14 protein-coding genes are annotated in these 17,304 nt (G+C 40.1%); 6 read left to right on the top strand and 8 right to left on the bottom strand.

The window, feature by feature from the left end; translation table 11 throughout:
• Window positions 1-423 precede the first annotated feature (423 nt).
• Window positions 424-2,238: a proline--tRNA ligase gene (locus H6G18_RS19565; RefSeq protein WP_190408766.1), complete on the bottom strand. Its 1,815-nt coding sequence runs from the start codon at window positions 2,236-2,238 to the stop codon at window positions 424-426.
• A gap of 195 nt (window positions 2,239-2,433) precedes the next feature.
• On the opposite strand from H6G18_RS19565, the gene H6G18_RS19560 reads away from it, so the two are divergent.
• Window positions 2,434-3,807, top strand: a complete 1,374-nt coding sequence (locus H6G18_RS19560) for a 1-acyl-sn-glycerol-3-phosphate acyltransferase (protein WP_190408765.1) — start codon at window positions 2,434-2,436, stop codon at window positions 3,805-3,807.
• A 56-nt stretch (window positions 3,808-3,863) separates the two neighbouring features.
• Here the strand turns inward: H6G18_RS19560 and H6G18_RS19555 are convergent, their stop codons facing one another.
• From H6G18_RS19555 to H6G18_RS19535, 5 genes are all read right to left on the bottom strand, one after another.
• The gene (locus tag H6G18_RS19555) at window positions 3,864-4,439 is read right to left on the bottom strand and encodes a Uma2 family endonuclease (RefSeq protein WP_190408764.1); all 576 of its coding nucleotides are present in this window, start codon (window positions 4,437-4,439) and stop codon (window positions 3,864-3,866) included.
• A gap of 114 nt (window positions 4,440-4,553) precedes the next feature.
• Window positions 4,554-5,084: a hypothetical protein gene (locus H6G18_RS19550; protein WP_190408763.1), complete on the bottom strand. Its 531-nt coding sequence runs from the start codon at window positions 5,082-5,084 to the stop codon at window positions 4,554-4,556.
• Between the two features lie 99 nt (window positions 5,085-5,183).
• Entirely contained in the window at window positions 5,184-5,696 is a 513-nt protein-coding gene (locus H6G18_RS19545) for a PD-(D/E)XK nuclease family protein (RefSeq protein ID WP_190408762.1), read from the bottom strand.
• Window positions 5,697-5,942: 246 nt separating this feature from the next.
• Window positions 5,943-7,628, bottom strand: a complete 1,686-nt coding sequence (locus H6G18_RS19540; protein WP_190408788.1) for an NAD(P)H-quinone oxidoreductase subunit 4 — start codon at window positions 7,626-7,628, stop codon at window positions 5,943-5,945.
• A 260-nt stretch (window positions 7,629-7,888) separates the two neighbouring features.
• Window positions 7,889-9,148: an FAD-dependent hydroxylase gene (locus tag H6G18_RS19535; RefSeq protein WP_190408761.1), complete on the bottom strand. Its 1,260-nt coding sequence runs from the start codon at window positions 9,146-9,148 to the stop codon at window positions 7,889-7,891.
• Window positions 9,149-9,373: 225 nt separating this feature from the next.
• On the opposite strand from H6G18_RS19535, the gene H6G18_RS19530 reads away from it, so the two are divergent.
• On the top strand, window positions 9,374-10,210 hold the full coding sequence (locus H6G18_RS19530) for an Rpn family recombination-promoting nuclease/putative transposase (protein WP_190408760.1): 837 nt from the start codon (window positions 9,374-9,376) through the stop codon (window positions 10,208-10,210).
• Window positions 10,211-10,263: 53 nt separating this feature from the next.
• On the opposite strand, the gene H6G18_RS19525 is transcribed toward H6G18_RS19530, so the two are convergent.
• Window positions 10,264-11,022 carry a YebC/PmpR family DNA-binding transcriptional regulator gene (locus tag H6G18_RS19525; RefSeq protein WP_190408759.1) on the bottom strand — a complete coding sequence of 253 codons (759 nt, stop codon included), beginning with the start codon at window positions 11,020-11,022 and terminating at the stop codon, window positions 10,264-10,266.
• An 83-nt stretch (window positions 11,023-11,105) separates the two neighbouring features.
• On the opposite strand from H6G18_RS19525, the gene H6G18_RS19520 reads away from it, so the two are divergent.
• Together H6G18_RS19520 and H6G18_RS19515 are read left to right on the top strand one after the other, a co-directional pair.
• Complete coding sequence (locus H6G18_RS19520; protein WP_313954447.1) at window positions 11,106-12,491, top strand: ABC transporter substrate-binding protein; 1,386 nt, start codon at window positions 11,106-11,108, stop codon at window positions 12,489-12,491.
• Between the two features lie 111 nt (window positions 12,492-12,602).
• Complete coding sequence (locus H6G18_RS19515; protein ID WP_190408757.1) at window positions 12,603-13,556, top strand: polysaccharide deacetylase family protein; 954 nt, start codon at window positions 12,603-12,605, stop codon at window positions 13,554-13,556.
• 147 nt (window positions 13,557-13,703) lie between these two features.
• Here the strand turns inward: H6G18_RS19515 and H6G18_RS19510 are convergent, their stop codons facing one another.
• Window positions 13,704-14,567 (bottom strand): TetR/AcrR family transcriptional regulator, encoded by an 864-nt coding sequence (locus tag H6G18_RS19510; protein ID WP_190408756.1) that lies wholly within the window; start codon window positions 14,565-14,567, stop codon window positions 13,704-13,706.
• A gap of 184 nt (window positions 14,568-14,751) precedes the next feature.
• On the opposite strand from H6G18_RS19510, the gene H6G18_RS19505 reads away from it, so the two are divergent.
• Together H6G18_RS19505 and devC are read left to right on the top strand one after the other, a co-directional pair.
• The gene (locus H6G18_RS19505; protein WP_190408755.1) at window positions 14,752-16,065 is read left to right on the top strand and encodes an ABC exporter membrane fusion protein; all 1,314 of its coding nucleotides are present in this window, start codon (window positions 14,752-14,754) and stop codon (window positions 16,063-16,065) included.
• A gap of 5 nt (window positions 16,066-16,070) precedes the next feature.
• Window positions 16,071-17,249, top strand: a complete 1,179-nt coding sequence (gene devC, locus H6G18_RS19500; RefSeq protein ID WP_190408754.1) for an ABC transporter permease DevC — start codon at window positions 16,071-16,073, stop codon at window positions 17,247-17,249.
• The last annotated feature ends 55 nt before the right edge of the window (window positions 17,250-17,304 follow it).

Raw genomic sequence — 17,304 nt, 5'->3', positions numbered from 1 at the left:
CTAAAGATAGTCTTTTTGTGAAGAGCAGCCTGGTTAAGGACGATGTTGACAAATGGAGAGTTTCCAAAAACCTAAAGGATAACTCTGTAGATTCAAATGCTGCACTTTCTCATTTGAGAATTCAGAGGTCAGGAGTCAGGAGTCATAATGACTGCTGTACAACTGATGGATAAATATATCGGGTTGCACACCTTCACTAAATTATATATTTATTGTCTAGAATTAGGTGATAGGAAAAACCCTACCTTCTGGAATTCTGGATTCTGAATTCTTATTGATTCTTCATTTTAGAATTGAGACTTAAAATTCGTCACCTGTCAAATTATGTAAATCTGTAAATGTTATTTTTTCTTGAGATTCTTCACAATTTAATTAGAAATGCAGAGACAGGGAGAATATTTATGACTCTGCATTCCTGAAGAGTTAATTTTTATTTTCTATTGCTGCTTTAATCCACTGTTTGAGTGTTGTAATTATTTCATCAATGGGGATTTCTTGAGATTGGCGAGTCGCCCTTTCTACAACTTCAACCTTCCCGTTGGTAATGGCTCGTCCGGTGACAATTCGATAAGGAATACCAATTAAATCGGCATCTTTAAATTTTACTCCGGCTCTTTCATTACGGTCATCCAATAATGTTTCTATCCCTGATTGATTCAGTTCAGTGTAAAGCTTTTGGGCAATTTCTACCTGTTGAGTATCGTTAATGTTAGGAATTGTCACAATTGCGTGATAAGGAGCGATCGCTACAGGCCAAATAATGCCATCTTTGTCGTAAGATTGCTCTACGGCTGATTGGGCTAACCGCGATACACCCACACCGTAGCAACCCATGACGAGGGGTTTTTCTTCACCCTGTTCATTGGTATAGGTTGCGCCTAAGGCTTGAGAATATTTTGTACCTAGTTGGAAGATGTGACCGACTTCTATTCCTCTGGCACTTTTTAAGAGTTGTGTTGAGTCATGAACAGCGCGATCGCCCGGTCTTGCTTTTCGCACATCTACAACAGTTTCTGGTAGGGTAAATTGTTCGCCCCAATTAGCACCAACGACGTGATAACCAGCTTCATTCGCACCTGTAATGAAGTTTTTTAAATCAACAACGGTTTTATCAACGAAACGGACAAATTTAGGATGAATCTGTTTGTTTACAGCTATGTAATCATCAGCAATATCCGGTGCGATGTAACCCAAAGGTAAAGATTTGGCTGTCCATGTTTGTTGGTTTTCTGCACTGGGAACCGTTAAGGAAATAATCGCTTTTGCACCGTAATTAGCGGCTAATTTCGTCAATTCATTCTGTAATTTTACTTCATTGACTTCTTGATCACCGCGAATAATCACCAGTACTAAAACCGTTAAACCATTGTCATAAATTGTTTGGTAAAGAACGTTTTTAACTACTTGAGTAGGGGAAGCCTGCAATAATTGAGTAACTTTTTCAATCGTTTCTGTTCCCGGTGTTTCCCGTTTTTCAAAGGTAGTAAATTTTGATGGTTCAGCATCCGCAGGTAGAGAAACAGCTTTTTCTACGTTAGCTGCATATTTTCCATCATCGGTGTAGAGAACTTCATCTTCCCCAGCTTCCGCCAACACCATAAATTCTGTGGAACCAGAACCACCGATAGCACCGGAATCAGCTTCTACAGGACGGAAAGCTAAACCAGCACGCCGTAGCATATTGCTGTAGGCTGTGTACATATCTTGGTATGTTTTTTTCAGGCTTTCTTCATCCACGTGGAAAGAATAGCCGTCCTTCATGATAAATTCCCGTCCGCGCATTAAACCAAAACGGGGACGAATTTCATCGCGGAATTTGGTTTGCAATTGATATAGGTGTATTGGTAGCTGACGGTAAGAGCAAATCATATCACGAGCGATCGCTGTAATTACTTCCTCGTGTGTCGGCCCTAACCCTAATTGTTGTTCACGACGGTCAATTAGGGAAAACATAATTCCCTCGGCTTTGGTGTATGTATCCCAGCGTCCCGATTCCTTCCACAACTCGGAGGGTTGTAACTGAGGTAATAAGCATTCTTGTGCGCCTGTAGCGTTCATTTCTTCCCGCACAATCTGAGAAACCTTTTGCAGTACCCGCCACATCAGGGGGAGATACGCATAAATACCGCTACCGATGCGACGAATATACCCTGCACGTAGTAACAATTTATGACTAGGAATCTCCGCGTCAGCCGGATCATCCCGCAGTGTAACGAATAACATTTGTGACAGTCGCATCGTTTATTCCTTGACTCCTAATTGCAAAATTACTAATTTGGTCAATAGTCAGTTGTCAGTTGTCAGTTGTCAGTTGTCATTACTCATTACTCATTACTTATTACTCATTACTTATTACTCATTACTCATTACTCATTACTTATTACTCATTACCTATTACTCATTACCTATTACTTCCCACTCTCCCCAACTTCCATGATTTACCAAGCACAACCACCTTTAGAATTTATCCCTCCGGCGTTTAATCCCTTACTTCTGCGATTTGTTCACCTGTTTTTACCAACGTGGATACGCACTCAAACAGCCATTAACCAAATTGAAGCAGACAATGTTGAGGTTTTAGCAAATTTTTATCATCAACAGCAACAGGGGAAAATACGTTTTCTATTAGCGTTTCGCCACCCACAAACGGATGATCCCTTTTCTTTGGTTTATTTGCTTTCCCAACTCGTGCCAAGGGTAGCACGAGAGCAGGGTATAGCACTACAATCTCCCATTCATGCTCATTTTATCTACGATCGCGGCATACCTCTCTGGGCGGGTGACTATGTTGGTTGGCTTGCGTCCCAATTGGGTGGGACTCCCATACAGAGGGGTAAGGCTGACTGGACGGGGTTACGTTCGGCGCGAGATTTGTTTGCTAATGGAAAGTTTCCTATGGCTGCTGCTCCAGAAGGTGCTACTAATGGTTTATCGGAGATGATCAGCCCACTAGAGCCAGGTATTGCTCAAATGGGTTTTTGGTGTGCTGAAGACTTGCAAAAAGCCGGACGCACTGAGCAGGTTTTAATTGTACCAGTTGGGATTAAATATAGTTATGTGGATGCACCTTGGGGTGCGATCGCTCAACTTTTAGATGAGTTGGCTGTGGCTAGTGGTTTATCTGTGGATACAAGCGCCAACAACAAAATTCCTGATTTGCAGTCACTTTATCCGCGTTTGTTGACTTTGGCGGAACATCTACTATCTTTGATGGAACAGTTTTACACGCGGTTTTACCATCTCAAGTTATCTCCGGTGTCAGAAGGTGTTAGCGATCGCAATGAAGTTTTAAAATTAAGGTTACAGGCTTTGTTGAATGCAGCACTAGAAATAGCCGAGCAGTATTTTAATTTACAACCAAAGGGACAATTGAGCGATCGCTGTCGGCGGGTGGAACAAGCCGGGTGGAATTATATATTTAGGGAAGATTATAAGGATATTAAAGGATTATCTGCTGTGGAGAGGGCGTTAGGCGATAGAGTAGCAGAAGAAGCCAACGCCAGAATATGGCACATGAGATTAGTAGAAAGTTTTGTAGCTGTTTCTGGTAATTATATCCGCGAAAAACCCACAGTAGAAAGGTTTGCGGAAACAGTATTAATTGTTTGGCAAATGTTAGCAAAAATTCAAGGTACAAAATCTTTTCAGCGTCCCAAATTAGGCAAACAGAAGGTCAAGATTACTATTGGTGAACCGCTATCTGTATCAGAATTATATCCCAGGTATAAAGAGAGTCGTTTAGGGGCGAGACAAGCTGTTGCTGATTTGACAAAAGACTTACAACAGGCGTTGGAAAACTTAATTTGAATAAGGTTTGTAGCAAGGAATTTAGTTCTGATAAACTAAAACTTTTGACGTATAAACTAACTAGGAAATACCTTTAATAAATCCAAACTTAAATTAGGAAAAGATGGCAGATGAACAGATTCATTTGGTAGATAAATTAATTTATGCCGATAACCAAATTTACCTTTTAAATCCTGATAAGGTTCGCTGTAGCACTCTAGGCAATCATCTACTAAATTCAATATCCAATAATCAGCAATACCTGCTTCAGCATAAACAGGTAATTTGATTTCTTGGTCATATTTTACAGACGAATCTGCAATTTCAATTAAAAGTAATACATCCGATGGTAGAGGATGATTTTTCAGATAGTCATCAGGAGTATTTTTGACTATGACCATATCTGGTTCTGGTTCGCTGTATTGGGAAATACTAATTGGTTCTTGTCCTCGAAGAGTAGCTTGTTCTCCCATAAGTTTAAATAATTCCCTGTACAAGCGAGTTAGACAAGCAGTATGAGGTGTACCCTTAGCTACCATTTGAAATATTTCACCCTTAATTAATTCAACTCTTTCTTTCTCAGCAAAAAAGCCGATTTCTTCCAAACGATGGTACTCATCTACTGTAAAACGCTTAGTAACAACGAGATTCATATTATTTATGACTATACAGGTATATTTTTATCTTAATATATTTGCAAATATACTCCTGAATTCTTGTAGTATTCTGGGGGATTTTTTAAATAAAAAGTGAAACAGTAGGTTCTTTTAAATAGGAGAAGACATTGAGATAGTAGAAGATTCTTTGGTGGACTCGTCTTTTAAAACGTCCCAAGGAAAATCAAATTCCGATTGAATATCTCTCATTTCATCAATACAATTAGAGAAAAAATCTTTAATACAAGATAAATGATCTTCTTCTGATAAAAATTCTCTTAAACTCTTACGGTAAGAAATATGTGACCATGCAGAAGGACTATTGAGATGATATCCCATCCATATATGAGGTTTAGAAGTGATAATTTTCTGCATAAAATCGATAATTTTTTGACGGTTTTTAAAGCCAGGTGAAACTTCTATAATAATTCCTATATATGGGTATTCAGTTAAACTTTCTGGATTCATTTCAAAATATCCCAATCCACACCAAACATTCCATTTCTTAGAAGATAAGCTATTAGCAATTATATATCTGTTATGAGATTTCCATTGATACAAACTATCTGCTTCGGCATAATTAAAACCTTCAACAGCTTGCCTAAATTTTATCTTTAATTCATCACCGAGAGTAGATTGCATAAAGTTCAAAGTCTTCTGAAAATTGACCATTGTTAATAGATCAATAGATGAAATTTGATTAGTATGTGACATTCCATGAATTTCCATAAATCTTAATATTTATTTAGCGAAAATATCACTATCTTTTTTTGTTAGATAACTGTGAAATTGATACCATCTTAATTGATGAAAACTAATTTTTGTACATAAACTGTCTGGTAAAATTTTTTTAGATTCTTTTGGATCATAATCACGAGTAATGTAGATTAAACTGCGCCGTTTAGGATATGATAAATTACTCAAAATCTCAGCATATCTTTGTAATTGTCTATCCCCTTCTGTTGCAGCAATTTTTGATTCGATAAGGATTACATCTGTATTGGTTTCACTAGTTAATTCAATTACAATATCAGGCTGGCTACCATAATCATGATTATCTAGTGGTTCGTAGTATTTCTGCGTTAAGATATTGATGTTAATATAATTTTCTTCGCTAATAATCGAGTGATATTTTAACCAATCAATTAAAATATCTGTATTAATAGATAAAAAATAAGCTATTATCTCAGTGAAGAAATCCTCAAGTGGTTTACTGCTTGAATGTAAATTCAATAAATTTTTAAATAACGACATTTATCTTCAAATTTTTAGAAAACAGTTATTTCGTAGTCACAGTGAAACTAGACTATAAAAAATTATAGTTATCCTTGGTATTATTTAATTTTACAAAGTTTGTATCAGTTTTAACTTAAGCGATCACCTATTGGCAAGACTACTAAATGATAATTCTAATTAGCAAAAATGCGCTTTTTTAAATATAAAGAAAAAGCGATCGCCTAACAAAGAAGCGATCGCCTAATTTATTATCTGACGATGGGATTATTTGATCATTCCCGAAATTGCCATCACTTCAGGCTCTACGATTTTGGGAGCAAAGAAACCTTTAGCATATATGTGGGGATTTTCTTGAGCAATTTGTGTATATGATTGACGCACTTGAGTATTGACTGCCACAGTTTTCACATCGTACATTTGCGTAGCTACCTTGGGATAGACACCTACGCCAATAATCAACACCAGGAAGCAGGCAGCAATAAATACTTCGCGGATACTAGCATCTCTATATACAGCTTCCCCTGGTAAGAGACAGTCTGTACCAAAACAGGCAGTTCCTTCGTCCTCTTGGTTCTCGAAAGCACCATTGTTAATATTGCAACTGAGGTCTGCACCAGTCCCGTAAAATACCTGTCTCAACATGGACAGTAGATAAATTGGCGTTAAGATAACTCCCACTGCGGCGAGGAATACCATGACGGTGCAGAAAGTCGGACTATAAATGTCGCTAGTAGTGACACCAATAAACACCTTGAGTTCGCTGACAAAGCCACACATTCCAGGAAGTGCCAAAGATGCCATCGCACTGGCGGTAAACAAAGCGAACACTTTGGGCATAGCTTGACCGATACCACCCAAATTATCCATAGCCATTGTATGGGTGCGATCGTAAGTAACACCAGCTAGGAAGAACAACACCGCCGCAATCAAACCGTGAGAAAGCATTTGCAGCATTGCACCACTCACACCGACATCGGTGAAAGAGGCGATACCTAACAACACAAACCCCATGTGGGAAACGGAAGAATAGGCGAGACGGCGCTTCATGTGAGTTTGAGCAAAGGAGTTCAAACCACCATAGATAATATTGATTACACCTAGAGTTGCTAAAACTGGGGCAAAGTAAATGTGAGCATCAGGCAGTAATTCCAAATTTAAGCGAATCAGCCCATAACCACCCATTTTCAACAATACACCAGCCAATATCATCGATACAGGTGCTGAAGCTTCACCGTGGGCATCAGGCAACCAAGTATGTAAGGGGAAAATTGCCAATTTGACACCAAAGGCAATTAACAAACCTGCGTAAAGTAATAACTCTAACCCCAGAGGATAATTTTTCGCGCCCAGTTCGACGATATCGAAAGTAGTATTATCGCCGTAGAGAGCCATTGCCAGGCCTGCTATTAAGATAAAAATGGAAGCGGCAGCAGTGTAAAGCAAGAATTTTGTCGCAGCATAGCGGCGTTTCTGACCACCCCAAATTGAGACAAGCAAGTACACGGGAACCAGTTCTAGTTCCCACATGATGAAGAACAATAGTAAGTCTTGGGCAACAAACACCCCGATTTGGGCAGAATACAGCACCAACATTAAGAAATAAAACAGGCGCGGCTTGAGATCAACTTGCCACGCAGCCAGCATGGCAAGCGTCGTTACAAATCCTGCCAGTAGCACGAGTGGCATGGATATTCCATCAACTGAAACCGCCCAGCTAAAACCTATCTGAGGCAGCCAATCATATTTTTCTACCAATTGAAAAGTCGCACTGCTTGCATCGTAATGGTGCCAAAAGGTGTAGCACATCAAAATAAAGTCCGCGATTCCTACACCCAGGGCATACCATCGCACGAGCTTGCCGTCTTTATCAGGCAGCAAGGGAATCAAACCAGAAGCAACGAGTGGTAGCAATATAATCGCGGTCAGCCAAGGAAATCCATCCGCCATCATGATATTGAGCAAATATACTTATTGGTGAATGGATCTATTGTATGAAACTTTGTAAACTTTTTTTATAAATATTTACCGTAGTCGGACATAGAGAGAATTTATTGCACTACGTGCGTCAGTTGTCAGTTGTCAGTTGCATTGGATTCATTGACAAAAAACGCTAATTAACAAGACAGGAGGCAATGCTGATTGCAAAATGCCTCCTCACTTTTTGGATAATAACAAGCGATCGCCTTTACCCCATGACTCAGATAAAACTTTCAACGTTTCGCCAATTCTGGAGTTTTTCCCTTCAAGCCAATCATTAACTTGAGCATAAATGTTTTCAGGGTGGGTACACTAGCCAAAAACCATAAACCCAAGCGGCGAACTAATACTAATGGGGGGAATTGATTGGAGAACATCCGGTCTAACATATCAGTGAACCCCAAAATTGCTAGGTTCTCTTTTTGTCGCCAGCCTTCGTAACGTTTCAATACCCGAATGTTACCAATGTCTTCACCTGCTTGATGTGCTTTTTGGATTACTTGGGCTAAAGCTGCGACATCTCGAATCCCTAGATTTAAACCTTGTCCGCCTACAGGATGACAATTGTGTGCTGCATCGCCAACTAATGCCAAACGGGGGAGGACATAGCGATCGCTTTGCATGAGTTGCACTTGAAAAACGAAGCGATCGCCCAATAATTCCAGCTTACCCATCTGCTGACCAAAGCGTTGGCTTAGTTCTTGTAAAAATTCTTCGTCATTTAGGGCGCACAAGGCTTTTGCTTCATCGTGGGGGGCTGTCCAGACGATGCGGCAACGGTTTCCAGGTAGAGGTAAAATCGCAAAGGGGCCGCTAGGCCAAAATCTTTCGTAAGCTGTATCGTTGTGGGGTTTCTCTGGCTTGACGAAGGCGACAATGCAGGATTGCCAATATTTCCAGCCATGAGTTTTAATCCCCGCCGCCTGACGAATAGGCGATCGCGATCCATCTGCGGCTACCAGTAATTTGCTACGTACTGTGTTTAATTGATCAGCAATTTTGACGGCGATGACTACTTCATCTTGTTGGTAGTCGGTACTCACCACCTCAGCCGGACAAAGATAAGTCACATTTGGGCAATTCTGCACAAACTCTTGTAAGGGTTCCAATAACGCTTGATGTTCCGCTACATAGCCTAATTCTGGTGTCCCTAAGTCTGTGGTTTCAAACTCCACCACACCAGGGTAATCAGCATCAGAAAGGCGGACTTGGCGATATTTGGCAATTTGAGGCAGAATTTTATCCCAAATGCCGATTCCTTGGTAAATTAGCGCTGATAGTAGATGAACTGCGTAGGCTTGACCTTTAGCTACTGCTGCTGATGCAACTTTGGCTTCAATTAGCAGTATATTCAAGCCAGAATCTTTTAATGCTGAAGCTAGAGTTAACCCAACAATTCCACCGCCGACGATGACCAAATCATAGTCATATCCTTGCAGTTCTGGCGGTGTCGGTTGAGGAGAAATAGTCTGATTAAGCTGCGTTAGCGCCATTGTTAAGAGAGATTAAGCGATCCTAACTATTATTGTTACGCGATCGCCCCTGTTTGAGCAAGTTAGTTGGCAATGGGGATTAGGGACTGGGAAGAGGGATTTCCATACTTTCGTTGTGTGATGTGTGTCACCTAATCTTGTTACTAAAAAAAGCCATAAGAGCAGCTACTTTCTGTATTAAAATCTTCCTAAATCTCCCCAGGGTAAGTGTAATTTCTGCCAACTGTGAAAACTGACACCCTTTTTCATAGCCTATTTCAGACTTTTCCCAATGTATTTTTTGAATTAATTGGTCAACCTGAAACTGATACGAGTGGCTATCAATTCACATCTATTGAACTGAAACAACAGTCCTTTCGTCTGGATGGGGTATTTTTACCCATATCTGGCAACCCCAATCAACCAATCTACTTTCTGGAAGTGCAGTTTCAGAAAGACGAAGCTTTCTACCAGCGAGTTTTTGCGGAAATTTTTCTCTATTTATACCAGTATCAGCCCACAAATGAATGGCGTGCTGTGGTGATATTTCCTAAAAAGAGTGTGGAACCAGAAGAACCTAGACCTTATCGCTTGTTACTCAACAGTTCCCTAATACAACGAGTTTATTTAAATGAACTGAGTAAAACAGCAAATACCTCAATCGGCGTTGGTATTGTGCAGCTAATTGTGGAAAGCGAAAGTAAAACAGCAGGAAAAGCTAAACAACTAATTGGGCAAGCTAAACAGCAGTTAACAGATGCGCTTACCCAGCAAGAAATTATAGAATTTATTGAGACAGTAGTAATTTATAAGTTTCCCAGACTTAGCCGGGAAGAGGTAGAAGCTATGTTGGGTTTGGATGCTATTAGGAACACCAAGGTTTATCAAGAAGCCAAAGAGGAAGGTAAACTCGAAGGTAAACTGGAGGGCAAGCTAGAGGGTAAACTCGAAGGTAAGCTAGAGGGTAAACTCGAAGCAGTGCCTAAGTTTTTGAAATTGGGATTGAGTGTGGAACAAATCGCTGAGGCTTTGGAGTTAGAAGTTGATTTGGTCAGACAAGCCGCAGAAAAATTGTCTTCTTAAGGAGTGAGGTATCAAATTTTGATTTCCTAGCTTCCCCAGCGATAAGATATTATCTAGGCGATACTTAACGCCATGAGATTTTCGGACATTTCAAAATTAGATGTCACATTTTGGACATCATCTAACCCCTCTAGAGTATCAATTAATTTGAGCAGCGATCGCGCCTGATCTGGTTCGGTCACTTCTACATTATTGCCAGGAATCCAACGCAACTCGATTTCTGTCACTGAGAAACCTTTGTCTTTGAGTGTCTGGTTGAGAATTTCTAAATTTGCTACTTCTGTAAAAACTTCTGCTGTCTCATCTTCAGTCATTTCATAAGTTTCCGCACCACCTTCTAAAGATGCTTCTAAAAGCTGGTCTTCATCCACTACACCAGAGACAACACACACACCTTTTTGATCAAACATCCAGCTAACACAGCCAGTTTCACCGAGATTACCACCATTTTTACTAAAAGCTACCCGCAAGTCAGCAGCCGTGCGATTGCGATTGTCGGTGAGGGCTTCAATTAAGATAGCTACACCCCCAGGCCCATAACCTTCGTAACGAATTTCTTCTAAACTAGCGTTATCGCCACCAAAGGTTCCTGCACCTTTAGCGATCGCCCGTTCTATATTATCGTTAGGAATACCGGCCGCTTTTGCTTTGTCTATAGCTGTGCGGAGTTGAAAGTTTCCGTTTGGGTCGGGAACCCCGCTTCTCGCAGCCAGGATAATTGCCCTAGATAACTGAGTGAAAGTCTTTCCCCTCTTGGCATCTACTACTGCTTTTTGGCGCTTAATATTTGCCCATTTACTGTGTCCTGCCATAATCTGAAGCTAATAAATCTGTTTTTCCCAGTCAATAGTTATTAGTTAGTAATTACTCTTTCTACTAGATCCTAACTATGTCCATTAAAGTTAAAAAATTCATTAATCTGTCGCATCAAGTTTGTAGGCGGTTTTTTTTCGCCTCTGATAATTTTAGGGTAAAAAGCAAAAACTGGCGATTTTATCGATATCGCTGGATATCACTGTTTCTGGTAGGAATATTGATTACTAGTGGATGTCAGTTCATACAAAATAGAGTAGATGCAGATAAGGTCATTAATTTAACTTTGTGGCATGGGGTAAATCCGCCGCCTAATCGTGACGTATTTCAAAAGCTAGTAGATAAGTTTAACCAAAGGCATTCTAATATTCATATAGAAGCCATTTATGCTGGACAACAAGACCAGCAAATGCCAAAGATTTTGGCGGCTGTGGTAGGTAATGCACCCCCAGATATTTTGTGGTACAACCCAGCAACCACAGGACAATTGGTAGAACTAAATGCTTTGCTTCCTCTAGATGATCTGTTGGCAAATTCACCAATTAAAGACGAGATTGACCCTAGTTTATACCCGTCTTTGGAATATCAAGGGAAAATCTGGGCAGTTCCTTTCGCTACAAACAATGTTGGTGTTTTCTACCGTCCGAGTCTGTTTCAGGCGGCGGGAATTACACAATTACCCAAAACTTGGACAGAGTTACGTGAGGTAGCTAAACAGTTAACTCGTGATACTAATGGTGATGGGCGAATTGATCAACATGGAATGTTACTACCTTTGGGTAAAGGTGAGTTTACGGTTTTTACTTGGCTACCGTTTATGTGGAGTGGTGGCGGCGAGTTGGTAAGCGGAGATTCACAAAATGCGGCTGGTGTGACTTTACAAGATAATTCTGGGGCGATCGCTGCTTTGCAATTGTGGCGTGATTTAATTACAGATGGTTCAGCTGTGTTATCAGGCCCAGAACGAGGTTATGAAACCAATGATTTGCTATCTGGTAAAGTAGCAATGCAATTAACTGGGCCTTGGAGTTTGGGAGAATTTCAAGCTAGTGGGGTTGATTTTGATGTGTTTCCGATTCCGGTAGGACAAAGACCTGCTACGGTAATTGGTGGCGAAAATTTGTATATCTTTAAATCTAGACCAGAAAGAGAAAAAGCAGCTTTTAAGTTTCTGGAGTATGCTGCTAGTGAAGAATTTCAAACAGAGTTAGCACTGGGAACTGGCTATTTACCGATTAATTTAAAATCTCGTGAAAGTGCAGAATACCAAGCTTTTTTGCAGAAGCTACCACAAGTAAAAGTATTTTTAGAACAGGCTCAATATGCGCGATCGCGTCCTACTTTCCCCGGTTATAATCGGATTTCTGATAGTGTCGGTCGGGCAGTAGAAACAGTGTTGTTGGGTAGAAGTTCTCCCGCCGATGCTTTAAAAGCCAGCCAGCAGCGTTTAGATTTAATTTTCAAATAATTTACATTCATTATGTTATAAAAATCTCATGCATTTTTTATAAATGCTGTGTGATGTGAACATTACTCAGCTTTTTTTTCGCCGCTATATCAGGGTAATACTACTGCTACAATGACCGCTAAAACTCAAAATTTTCCCTTTGGTTTAGCCTTAGTTTCTATAATTTTCCTCGCTGCCCTAAATTTTGGACATTCTGAAACCACCGTACCTATTTTAGGTTTTCATGGCATTATAGATCCTCAAAACAACAACATTAAATCTGTTGCCATACCAGAGGAAATGCACTATTCAAAACAAGAATTAGAAAAGCTTTTAAATGACTTAATTATCAATGATTACTGGTTTTTAAGTACACAAGATTTATATAATTTTTATTTAACTAAATCCCAGGAAATACCAGCCAATTATCGGCGAAAGAAGCCGATAATGCTGACATTTGATGATGGATATAAATCAGTACACACTAAATTATTACCTATCTTATCAAAACTAGAAAAGCAATATGGTCAGAAAGTAAAAATTGTCTTATTTATCAATCCCAGTCGTTTAGAGCAAAAAGCCAGTAGTAGTAAAACCCACCTCAGTTGTGAAGAAATACGAGAAGGGTTACAAAAAGATTTTTATGATATTCAATCTCATGGATTAAATCACAGAGATTTAACAAATTTGTCCCGTCGGGAGATTGTTCGTGAACTTTTACACGCTAGGACTATTTTGAGGAGGTGTACAGAAGATTTAGACCCAAAACAACAGGTGGGTTCTCATTTTGCTTATCCTTATGGAGCTTATAATAAACAAGTTGAGTCCTATGTTTCTCGATATTATTTATCTGGATATTTATATAATAACGAAACCTTCGATTATACCTGTCAGCAAAATCCTTATCAAATTCCTCGTCTAATTGTTAATTATAATAAGTCTTCCCAACAAATTATCAAGATGGCTAAAGACATAGCTCTAATTAATAATCAAGCCTGTCAACAAGAGGAAAAGGGGCAGGGGGTGAGACAGCGCGGTCTTGGGGGTTTCCCCCATGAGCGACTGCGAACCCGAAGGGCAGGGTGACAAGGGGAAGTACCTGCCCCTATTCCTTGCCTCTTCTGGTTAATTATTAGTAATTATGTATTACTTTTATTTTTCCATGTATATACAATAATAACTGATTTTTCCATGTATATACATATTGTGCCAAAATCTAGTAGAAAATTTGACTTACTCTTGATTAGGGAGAAACCCTTTACGGGCAAAAATTTCAATCATTTCACTGCGTGTCAAATTATTTTCCTGTGCTAGTTCTGCTAACTGCTTCCAAGCTGTATCCGTCAACCTGATAGACCTTAATTGCTTGGGTTCTGAACCGTAGTCCATCTGGAATTTACCTGATGCGCTACGTTTGCGTCTTGGCGATTTTTGTCTTGTACCGGAATACTGATTCGCAGATGTATTGTCAGAGAGATTCATCGTAATTAAATCAATCAGATTATTAATCAGGCGATCGCCATCCATCGGCAAGATATCATGGCTATGGAGCATATACTGAAGAATTATAAAATGCACCAATGTACCCAGAAAAATCCGTGCTGTGACTTCTGCATCGGGTAAATTTAGTTCTGGATGATCAGCAAAATATTGACTAAGCAAATCTAAAGCCGTTTTATCTACGTTACTAACAAAAGTTTGTGCTAAGGATGGAAATCGCCCAGATTCGCCAATAATCAGTCTCACTAAACTTAAAAACTCCGGTTCTTGCTCAACTTGCTCTAAAACATTTTTCGCTAAACGGTGTAAAACTATACGGGGTTCTCCTTGGAGAAATTCTGGGTATTGGATGGCGAAACATTTTTCCTGCGCCATGCGTTCAATTAACGCCACAAACAGTCCTTCTTTGTCTTGAAAGTAGCTATAGACAGTGGTTTTCGATACACCTGCGGCGGCTGTGACTCTATCCATCGTCGTCGCAGCATAGCCGTGGGTCAAAAACTCTTGCATTGCACCATTGAGAATTGCATCAATCTTCTCGGCTAACGGTAGACGGTCGGTGTTATTACTTTCTATATCTGCCTTTTTTTTACTCATATTTTTATATCTTCGCTAAATAAACCAGCTTAGACCGATAAGCGATCGAATTTGCAGAGATTTGTCCTAAAAAATGAATTTTTCCATCCCATCTCTCTTGACAAGATTGTAATGTACGGTTTAGTTTAATTATAGATTACTAAACTAAACAGTTTATTTAGCGTCCTAAACAAAAGAGGGGCTTATGGTACGCGATGTAGCAGATCAAGGTTCCGTATTCTTCAAGCGTAACTCCCGGCAATTAATCATCTTAGCGACAACAGCAGGTTTGGCGATCGCAGGTGTAAAAGGTTATATTTCATGGCAAAGTCAAGCACAAGAGTCTTCAACAACACCGATTCCCCAAGTCAGCGCACCGCAAATCAGAACGGTGACAGCATTGGGTAGATTAGAGCCGAAGGGCAAAGTAATTAAACTTTCCGCACCTTCATCATCTGGACAAGGGAGTCGAGTAGAACAACTATTAGTTAAAGAAGGTGACAGGGTAAAACCTGGACAAGTAATTGCTATTTTAGATAACCGCGATCGCCTAGAGGCAGCTTACCAAGAAGCTCAAGAAGCGGTGAACGTAGCCCAGGTAAATTTACAAAAAGTGCGAGAAGGTGCCAAAATTGGCGAAATAGAAGCGCAAAAAGCCGAAATTGCCCGTGTCCAGGCACAAACAACAGGTGATGGCAGAGAACAACAAGAAACGATAGCCAGATTAGAAGCCCAATGGCAAGGCGAGAAATCAGCCCAACAAGCCACAATTAAGAGATTAGAAGCAGAACTAAAAAACGCTCAAAGCGAATGGGAACGTTATCAAAAGCTTTATGCTGACGGTGCAATTTCCCAATCTTTATTTGATAGTAAACGCCTGAGTGTCGATACCATTACCCAGCAGTTGAGTGAAGCACAAGCGAACCTGCAACGGATTGATAGTACAGGAAGTAGGCAAATTAGCGAAGCCAAAACAGCTTTATCTCGAATTAACGCCACAGGTAGTAAACAAGTCAGCGCCGCCGCCGCCACCTTGAATAAAATCGCGGAAGTGCGTCCCATTGACGTGCAAGCAGCCAAAGTAGAAGTTAACCGCGCATTAGCAGCAGCAAAACAAGCAAAAGCAAACCTAGATCAAGTTTATGTGCGTTCCCCTCAAGATGGGGTGATATTTGACATTTACACCCGTGCTGGTGAAGTTGTATCTAATGACGGTATCGTCGAAATTGGGCAAACAAACCAGATGTATGCAGTGGTGGAAGTCTACCAAAGCGATGTCAGCAAAGTCCGCACCAGACAAAAGGTAGATATATCAAGTAATTCACTACCTAGCAAATTACAAGGAACAGTAGATTGGGTGGGCTGGAAAGTGCAACGCCAGAACATCATTAACTCTGATCCCAGTGAGAACATTGATTCGAGAGTTGTGGAAGTTCATGTGCAACTAGACCAACCCTCAAGCCAGAAAGCAGCCAAATTTACGAACTTACAAATCAAAGCAGTAATAAATATGGACTAATAACCATGATTGCATTCATTCAAGAAATACAACGACGCACACCTTTAGGATGGCTACAACTGAGTCATCATAAAAGCCGTCTCTTGGTTGCTTTATCTGGTATTGCCTTTGCAGATGTCCTCATGTTCATGCAGTTGGGTTTTCAAAATGCCTTGTATGACAGTAACACTCGGCTTAATCGTGCAGTACTTGCAGATATAGTGTTAATCAGTCCCCAAAGCCGGAATATGCAGAATTTGGCTACATTCTCGCGGCGGCGATTGTTACAAGCTGCCGATGTTCCTGGCGTGAAGTCAGCAGAATCCATGTATATCGGTTTAGTCACTTGGAAAAATCCCCAAACTCGCCGCAAAACTTCAGTGCAAGCAATTGGGCTTAATCCTGAGCAACTTGCTCTCAACATCCCAGAGGTGAATAATCAACTAGATAAGATTAAGCTACCAGACCATTTTATCTTTGACCGCGCAGCTAGGGGTGAATACGACGAAGTTTTTAGTCAAATTGATGCAGGTGAGAGTGTCACTACCGAAGTAGATAAACGCACTATTACCGTTAGTGGAACATTCAAACTAGGCGCTTCTTTTGGTGCTGATGGTACTTTAATTTCTAGTGATGAAAATTTCTTGCGGCTATTTCCCCGAAGACAAGCAGGAAGTATTAATTTAGGTTTAGTTAGTGTTCAGCCAGGTTACGAACCAAAACAAGTAGCAGAGGCATTAAAATCTTACCTACCAAATGATGATGTCAAAGTACTAACTCGTGCTGAATATATCAAAATGGAGGAAGATTACTGGAAAACAGAAAGTCCTATTGGTTTTATTTTTAGTCTCGGTGTATCAATGGGGTTTATGGTGGGTGTGATTATTGTTTATCAGGTTCTTTCCACTGATGTCAATGCCCATATAAAAGAATATGCCACATTTAAAGCAATGGGATATGGTAATTCTTATTTACTAGGGATAATTTTTGAAGAGGCGCTTATTTTGGCAATTTTAGGCTTTATTCCGGGTTTTATTGTTCCCTTAGGACTTTACCAATTAGCCGCAAACGCCACAAATTTACCTATATATATGACAGTAGCTAGGGCTTTAATAGTTTTATTATTAACCCTTATTATGTGTATTCTTTCTGGAGCGATCGCCACACGTAAATTACAGTCTGCTGATCCAGCAGATATGTTTTAAACAGCAAAACCTCTCAAGATTTTTTGCATTTCTGCGTGCTAAATATCTTCTTCAA

The organism is Anabaena subtropica FACHB-260 (genome assembly GCF_014697105.1).
GTDB classification, from domain to species: domain Bacteria; phylum Cyanobacteriota; class Cyanobacteriia; order Cyanobacteriales; family Nostocaceae; genus Trichormus; species Trichormus subtropicus.
This window is presented reverse-complemented; position numbering and strand designations above follow the sequence as displayed.